The organism is Aeromicrobium alkaliterrae (assembly GCF_039529015.1).
GTDB lineage: Bacteria > Actinomycetota > Actinomycetes > Propionibacteriales > Nocardioidaceae > Aeromicrobium > Aeromicrobium alkaliterrae.
The window spans coordinates 193,794-200,652 of record NZ_BAAAME010000004.1 but is presented as its reverse complement, the minus strand read 5'-3'; the positions used below and the strand labels follow the sequence as shown (position 1 = coordinate 200,652).

At 71.6% G+C, this 6,859-nt stretch carries 9 protein-coding genes and 2 tRNA genes; 10 read left to right on the top strand and 1 reads right to left on the bottom strand.

Features of this window, described 5'->3' with window-relative positions; genetic code table 11:
• The 7 genes from ABD127_RS08975 to ABD127_RS08945 form a co-directional block, all read left to right on the top strand.
• Nucleotides 1–794: alpha/beta hydrolase (locus ABD127_RS08975; protein WP_344200209.1), on the top strand; the 794-nt coding region annotated here is incomplete at its 5' end.
• Nucleotides 795–806: 12 nt separating this feature from the next.
• Nucleotides 807–1,292, top strand: coding sequence for a ribose-5-phosphate isomerase (locus ABD127_RS08970; RefSeq protein WP_344200206.1), 486 nt, complete (start codon nucleotides 807–809; stop codon nucleotides 1,290–1,292).
• A complete protein-coding gene (locus ABD127_RS08965; protein ID WP_344200203.1) occupies nucleotides 1,285–2,121 on the top strand; it encodes an Fpg/Nei family DNA glycosylase in 837 nt (278 codons plus the stop codon). Before ABD127_RS08970 ends, ABD127_RS08965 begins: the two co-directional genes overlap by 8 nt.
• On the top strand, nucleotides 2,118–3,221 hold the full coding sequence (locus ABD127_RS08960) for a PP2C family protein-serine/threonine phosphatase (RefSeq protein ID WP_344200201.1): 1,104 nt from the start codon (nucleotides 2,118–2,120) through the stop codon (nucleotides 3,219–3,221). The genes ABD127_RS08965 and ABD127_RS08960 overlap by 4 nt, the downstream gene beginning before the upstream one ends.
• Before the next feature lie 132 nt (nucleotides 3,222–3,353).
• Nucleotides 3,354–3,533 (top strand): hypothetical protein, encoded by a 180-nt coding sequence (locus tag ABD127_RS08955; RefSeq protein ID WP_344200198.1) that lies wholly within the window; start codon nucleotides 3,354–3,356, stop codon nucleotides 3,531–3,533.
• Complete coding sequence (locus ABD127_RS08950; RefSeq protein WP_344200195.1) at nucleotides 3,530–3,805, top strand: hypothetical protein; 276 nt, start codon at nucleotides 3,530–3,532, stop codon at nucleotides 3,803–3,805. Before ABD127_RS08955 ends, ABD127_RS08950 begins: the two co-directional genes overlap by 4 nt.
• Nucleotides 3,802–5,415 (top strand): sigma-70 family RNA polymerase sigma factor, encoded by a 1,614-nt coding sequence (locus ABD127_RS08945; RefSeq protein WP_344200192.1) that lies wholly within the window; start codon nucleotides 3,802–3,804, stop codon nucleotides 5,413–5,415. Before ABD127_RS08950 ends, ABD127_RS08945 begins: the two co-directional genes overlap by 4 nt.
• 113 nt (nucleotides 5,416–5,528) lie before the next feature.
• Here the strand turns inward: ABD127_RS08945 and ABD127_RS08940 are convergent.
• A tRNA-Gly gene (locus ABD127_RS08940) sits at nucleotides 5,529–5,605 on the bottom strand.
• Between the two features lie 83 nt (nucleotides 5,606–5,688).
• On the opposite strand from ABD127_RS08940, the gene ABD127_RS08935 reads away from it, so the two are divergent.
• The 3 genes from ABD127_RS08935 to ABD127_RS19075 all read left to right on the top strand — a co-directional run.
• Nucleotides 5,689–5,783, top strand: a tRNA-Pro gene (locus tag ABD127_RS08935).
• Nucleotides 5,784–6,135: 352 nt separating this feature from the next.
• Entirely contained in the window at nucleotides 6,136–6,417 is a 282-nt protein-coding gene (locus ABD127_RS08930; RefSeq protein ID WP_344200189.1) for a helix-turn-helix domain-containing protein, read from the top strand.
• The coding region (locus ABD127_RS19075; RefSeq protein ID WP_425545819.1) for a DUF3854 domain-containing protein at nucleotides 6,414–6,859 on the top strand (446 nt) is incomplete at its 3' end. The genes ABD127_RS08930 and ABD127_RS19075, both read left to right, overlap by 4 nt.

The window sequence follows — 6,859 nt, the reverse complement described above, 5'->3', positions numbered from 1 at the left end:
CTCCGGTCGCCGAGCGCGTCCACCTCGAGCACGTCGTCGACGTGGACGCGGGCGGCGTCCCGGCGCGGCTGTACCGACCGCGTGAGGGGGCGCCCGTCGCGCTCTACGTGCACGGCGGGGGCTGGGCCCTGCACGACGTCGAGACGCACGACCCGTTCTGCCGCTACCTCGCCGACGCGACGGGGTTCGCGCTGCTGTCGGTCGACTACCGGCTCGCTCCCGAGCACCCGTACCCGGCGCCGCTCGACGACGTCGCCACGGCAGCCGCATGGCTGCGCGCCACCGCCACGACCCTCGGGGTCGACGCCTCGTGGCTGGCCGCGATCGGCGACTCCGCCGGCGGCAACCTCGTGGCAGGCCTGGCGGTCCGCGATCCGCGGGCGATCGACGCGCAGATCCTGCTGTACCCGGTCACGGACCGTCGCGCCCCGATGGAGTCCGAGCAGAACGACGCGCTGGACGCCGCGTCGATGACGTGGTTCTGGGAGGCGTACGCGCCCGGAGACCTCGGCGACCTGCCCGAGGTCTCGCCGCTGCGGGCCGAGCTCGCGGGCCTCCCTCCGGCGCTGGTAGTCACGGCCGAGCACGACGTCCTGCGCGACCAGGGCGAGGCCTACGCGGCCGCGCTCGCGGAGGCCGGCGTCGAGGTCGTGGGCTACCGCGCGCTGGGGATGCTGCACTCGTTCTGGCGCCAGCCGGAGGTGTTCGACGCGGCTCGCACGACGGTCGCGATGGTCGCCGGTGTGCTCGACGCCCGCCTCCCGGCCCGTGACCGGACGTCGGCGGACGCCTGACAGACTGGTCCCATGCGCGTCCACGTCGCGGCGGACCACGCCGGTTTCGAGCTCAAGACCCACCTGCTGACCTGGCTGGCCGAGAACGGCTACGAGCCCGTCGACCACGGCGCCTTCGCCTACGACGCGCTCGACGACTACCCGCCGTTCTGCGTCGCCGCGGCCGAGGCCGTCGCCGCCGAGCCGGGCTCGCTCGGCATCGTGATCGGCGGTTCGGGCAACGGTGAGCAGATCGCCGCGAACAAGGTCCAGGGCATCCGCGCCGCGCTCGCCTGGAGCACCGAGATCGCCTCGCTGGCCCGTCAGCACAACAACGCGCAGGTCGTCTCGGTCGGCGCCCGCATGCACTCGGTCGAGGAGGCCACGGCGATCGTCGAGACGTTCCTGACGACGCCCTGGAGCGACGAGGCCCGTCACCAGCGTCGCATCGACCTCCTGCTCGGCTACGAGGAGACGGGCTCCTTCGCCGACGCCCCGGGCGACGGCGCGGGTGCCTGAGGGGCACACGCTCCACCGCCTCGCCGCCGACCTCACCGAGGCGTTCGCCGGCCGCCGGGTCCGCTCGAGCAGCCCGCAGGGGCGCTTCGCGGCCGGTCGCCTCGACGGGCGCACGCTCGGGCCCTCCGAGGCGTGGGGCAAGCACCTGTTCGTCACGGTCGAGGACGTCCCGTGGCAGGTGCACGTCCACCTGGGCCTGTACGGCTCGTTCCGGCTGACCCCGGGGTCGCGGCACGCCGTCGTCGGCCAGGTGCGGTGGCGCCTGACCGCCTCGGCACGCTCGGGCGCCCCGGTCACGGCCGACCTGCGCGGTCCCACGGTGTGCGAGATCGTGACGCCGGGCGAGGTCGACGCCGTCATCGCGCGGCTCGGACCCGACCCGCTGCGTGCCGATGCCGACCCGGGGCGCGCGTTCGCTCGGCTGCGCCGGTCGACGCGTCCGATCGCGGCGCTGCTGCTCGACCAGTCGGTCCTGGCCGGCGTCGGCAACGTCTACCGCGCCGAGGCGCTGTTCCGTCACGGCGTCGACCCGATGCTGCCCGGATCGGCCGTGGACCTGGCGACGTGGCAGGCGATCTGGGACGACCTCGTGGCGCTGATGCGCGTCGGCGTCGAGCGGAACCGGATCGACACGGTGCGACCCGAGCACGAGCCGGAGGCGATGGGCCGGCCGCCGCGCGAGGACGACCACGGAGGCGAGGTCTACGTCTACCGCCGCGACGGGATGCCGTGCTGGGTCTGCGGCACGCCAGTCGCGACGACCGACCTCGACTCGCGTCGGCTGTTCTGGTGCCCCGGCTGCCAGTGCGCCGATAGTGTCGCACCGTGATCAGTCCGGCCCGTGGAGCGCTGCGCGCCGTGCGTGAGTACGTGAACGACACGGTCGTGCGCTGGCGCAGCGGGACACGGGAGGGCCAGCTCAAGGTCCTCGCGGTGATCGTCGGGCTCGACCTCGCGTTCCTGCTCGTCTCGCTCTACGACTACAACCGGATGCCGATCAGCGGGTTCTACGTGCCGCTGCTGCTCGGGATGCTGCTGCTGCGCTTCTGGCCGCTCGTGACGCTCGTGTCGCTGACCATCGTCTTCGGCACGATCACGGTCGTGACGGAGGGGGCGCTGACCACGGCCCGGACGACCTCCATCGTGCTCATGGCGGTCTCGATCTCGGTGATCTTGTACCAGTCGAGCCGCCAGCGCTCGGGTCTTCCGGGGCCGCTCGGCCAGGCGATGCTCGTCGACCTGCGCGACCGCCTGCAGTCGCAGAGCAAGGTCCCGCCGCTGCCGGAGGGGTGGCGCAGCCAGTCGGCGATGAAGACTGCGAGCGGCATCAACTTCGCGGGAGACTTCCTGGTCGCGAACCTGTCGTCGGACGAGCGCAGGCTCGAGATGGTGCTGGTCGACGTCTGTGGCAAGGGCGTCAGCGCCGGCTCGCAGTCGCTGCAGTTCGCGGGCGCCCTCGGTGGCCTGATCGGCGCGCTGCCCCCGATCGGGCTGTTCGCGGCGGCCAACGACTTCCTGCTGCGGCAGCACTGGGACGAGGGCTTCGCCACGGCGGTCCACGTCCTGGTCGACCTGGAGACGGGCGAGTACTCGATCCTCAACGCGGGTCACCCCCCGGCGATGCGCTGGGACGCGGTGTCGGGGGAGTGGATCGTCGACGGCGCCCGGGGCCTCGCGCTCGGCATCGCGGAACGTCCGGAGTTCCACCAGACGACCGGCCGCCTCGACCACGGCGACGCCCTGATGTTCTACACCGACGGCGTCGTCGAGTCCCGGACCCGCGACATCGGGGCCGGCATCGACTGGTTGCGTGAGGCAGCCGGCACGATCGCCGGGACCGGGCTCGAGAGCGCCCCGCGCCGCATCCTGTCGCTCGTCACCGAGGGTGGCGACGACCGCGCCGTGCTGATCCTCGACCGCCGCGCCTGAGCCGCGCTGCTGCTGACGTCCCAGCGATTCTTCGGCGGGGAAAAGGTTTCTTTCGCGTTTCGCGTCATGTTCGGCGCCGATCTGCGTCTCAGTAGGTATGGCCGTACTACGGCTGTCTCTGGGAGGAGCAGGATGACCGAGCACGGGGAGACGTACGAGCCGCGCCATCGCGCGACCGTCGCCACCTACCGGACGGCGCGCGCCGATGGGCCGTCGGCCGTGCCCGGCGTGGCCGTCGTCGTCGTGACCGGGGTGCTGGCGTCGGTCGCTGCTGCCGCTGTCGTCCTCGTCGGCACCGGAGCCAGCTCATGAGCTGGCCGGAGGAGGACCGCGACCCCGCGTCCCGGGTCGAGCAGCTGCGGGAACGGCTGATCCAGACCATGGTCGGCGAGCTCGACCACCCCCACGTGGTCGTGTGCCATAGCCGGGCCAGCAACCGCATCACGTTGCTCGGACCCTATGGCGACGGGCTCGCGGCCGTGCTCGCCGCGGAGGCGGAGCGACGTTCGGCGTCGGGGCCGCGCACCGCGGGCGACGTCGTCTACCTCGTGGCGCCGATCGACCAGCGCGAGGCCGGCGAGTGAACGCAGACCACACGGAGCTGGCGACGCTTGACGACGCGGCTCTCCTGACCAAGGTGCGCGAGCACCACGACGACGCAGATGCGGCGTTCGAGGCGCTGTACCACCGCCACCACGGCGCGGCGCTCGGGATGGCCCGTCGGCTCGGCGGGTCCGACATGGCGCCCGAGCTCGTGGCGGAGGCGTTCGTCCGCATCCTGTCCCTGCTGCGTCGCGGAGCCGGCCCCCGCACGACCTTCCGGGCGTACCTGTCGGCCACCGTCAACAGCGTCTGGGTCGACCACCTCCGGTCCAGCGTGCGTCACGTCTGGGTCGACGACGAGGAACGCCTCGAGCCGCTCCTGTCGGTCGACGACGGGGCCACCGCGCGGGCCGAGGCAGGAGTCATCGGTGCGGCCTTCGCCTCGCTGCCGCAGCGCTGGCAGTCGGTGCTGTGGCTCGCCAGCGTCGACGACGTCCCCTACGACGAGATCGGACGCCTGTTCGGGCTCAGCCCCAACGCGGTCGCGGCGCTGGTCAAGCGAGCGCGCGAGGGCCTGCGCCAGGCGTACCTCACCGAGCACCTCGGCGTCCGGGAGGACCCGGAGTGCCTCGAGGTCGCGCCGCTGCTGGCCGCCTACGTGCGAGGCCGTGCGTCGGGCCGCAGCGTCCGCCGGGTCGAGACGCACCTCGAGGGGTGCGACGCGTGCCGCGAGGCCGTTCGCGAGCTGGAGGGCATGTCGGTCCGCCTCGGAGCCTGGCTGCTGCCGGCCGTCGTCCTGCTGGTCGCCGGCAGCGAGCAGGTCGGAGGCCTCCTGGCCGGGGACGCCACGCTCGTCAGCGCCCTCGGGTCCGGCGTGCCGGGGGCCGTGGGGGCGGTCGGGGCCATGGGCGTCGCAGGGTTGGCCGGCGCGGCCGGCGGGGCGTCAGGGGCGAGCGCCGCTGCGGGAGCCGCCGGCAGCGCGTCAGGCGCCGGCATGTCCGGTGGTCTCGTCGTCGCCTCGCTGATCGCGGTGCTGGGCGTCGCGGGCTTCGTGGGCGAGCGGGCCCTCGACGGTCGCCAGGTCGACCAGGAGGCCGCGGGGCCGTCCACCACCGCCACCGCGCCGCCCCCGGCGAACCCGCCGGTCGTGCCGCCACCGCCGGTCGTCCCGCCGCCCCCGGTCCCCTCCGAGGCGCCGGCCACGGCCGACCCGCGACCCACCCCCGCGCCCAGGCCGACGCAGGCGCCCGCACCCGCACCGACGCCGACGCCGACCCCGACCCCGACGGCCCCGGTCGACCCGGTCGATCCGGTCGATCCCGTCGACCCGCGGATCGACGCGCAGGCCATCACCGTGGCGCCCGACCCGGAGTACCCCGGTTGGTCGCTCGTCACGATCCCGATGGCGGACGTCGTCGACGGCACCGAGATCGCGATGGCCGGCGAGGGTGGCGTCGACGCGATGATCGTGCACCCCGACCTGCAGACGATGCTGATGATCGACCTGCCGTGGGCCACGGTGCTCGAGTCGTCCGGCGACGTGCTGCAGCTCGACGTCATGCACCATCCCGGTGCCGAGTTCACGGTGTCGCTGCTGGACGCCGAGGGTGGCGACCCCGGCAACGACTCCGTCGTCGTCACCCTGGAGTGACGCCCCGGCGGTCCAGGGACGCCTTCGGCGTGGAGCGGACGACGGTCCCCAGCGGGCGCCTTCGGCGCGACCGGTGGGCCCATGAGCCCGGCGGTCCAGGGACGCCTTCGGCGTGGAGCGGACGACGGGACTCGAACCCGCAACATTCTGCTTGGAAGGCAGAGACTCTAGCCAATTGAGTTACATCCGCGATGCTGCTCGCGCAGCGTGACCATGATGCCACAGGCGATCGGCGGGGCGGCCCCCGGCGGAACTAGACTCGCCCCGACCACGGGATGTAGCGCAGCTTGGTAGCGCATCCGCTTTGGGAGCGGAGGGTCGTCGCCCGGCATCGACGAGCTTAGGCGTCAGGAATCGCTGCAGTTCCAAGGACTCCGTTGTCGGCAGATGTGTCACCCGCTTCGCGAGACCAAAAACTCGCCATGACCGGGTCGGCATGACCCAGAGATCCTTGGGCGAAATTGCTCAAGGTTGTTTTCCCGTAGGTGCGCCGGACCGTACTAGGGTGGGAGCAGAACCGCTGGTTCAAAGGGCGCCCTGGGGGCTGCACCGGAGACATCGAGCTGCTCAGCGAATCTAGGGAAAGAACCGGCAAGTAAGTCAGCCTGAGGCTGCCGAAGGTTCCCCGGACGTCGAGCCGGTCAGCACACCACTTGAGTGGTGCGACGCTGACCGGCTGACTGCGGCAGCGTGGCACTGCTCCTAGGTAGGAGCACACCCATGGCACGCAAAGACACCATCCCTGACTACGACCGCATCTTGACGCTGGCTCAAGCCGCCGAGAAGGCGAACTGCTCGGACACGAAGATTCGCAAGGCGGTGAGGTACGGCCACTTGGCGGCTCTCCAACGAGCTAGTCAAAAGCAACCTCTTCGGTTTCGGCTGACTGAAGTGACCCGCTGGCTGCAGGACGGCGCGAGCGCGAAGCGCCCACGTGGGTTCACGCCCGCGCCCGCCCCGGCTCACCTGGAGCGCTACTGGCGCGAGCGGACCTCGTCGTGAAGGAAGCGCTCACTGCAGATCACAAGCGGCAACTTGTAGAAAGTGGAATCTCGAAAAAGGTGAGGCGTGGCAGGGGATACCGGTCGATTCAGAGCCGTGGCGAGCTGGCCGCTCTTGGATACGGAGCTGCGCAGCAGCGAGTCCCTGGACTCTTGGTGCCGATCTGGGGTGTGGACGGCCGGAAGGCCGGGAGTCAGTACCGGTCTTCGAAGCCACGGGTCGATGCCAAAGGCAGGCCAGTCAAGTACGAAACGCCGGAGGGCTCAACGGCCGTGCTGGATGTACCGCCAAGCGCAAGAGCGGCCTTGGCTGATTCGGACGTTCCGCTCTGGATCACTGAGGGTGCCAAAAAGGCTGACGCAGCAGTTACGGCAGGGCTCTGTTGCATTGCGCTGATCGGGGTTTGGGGATGGAAGAGCGCTGGTCGCCCTCTGCAGGATTG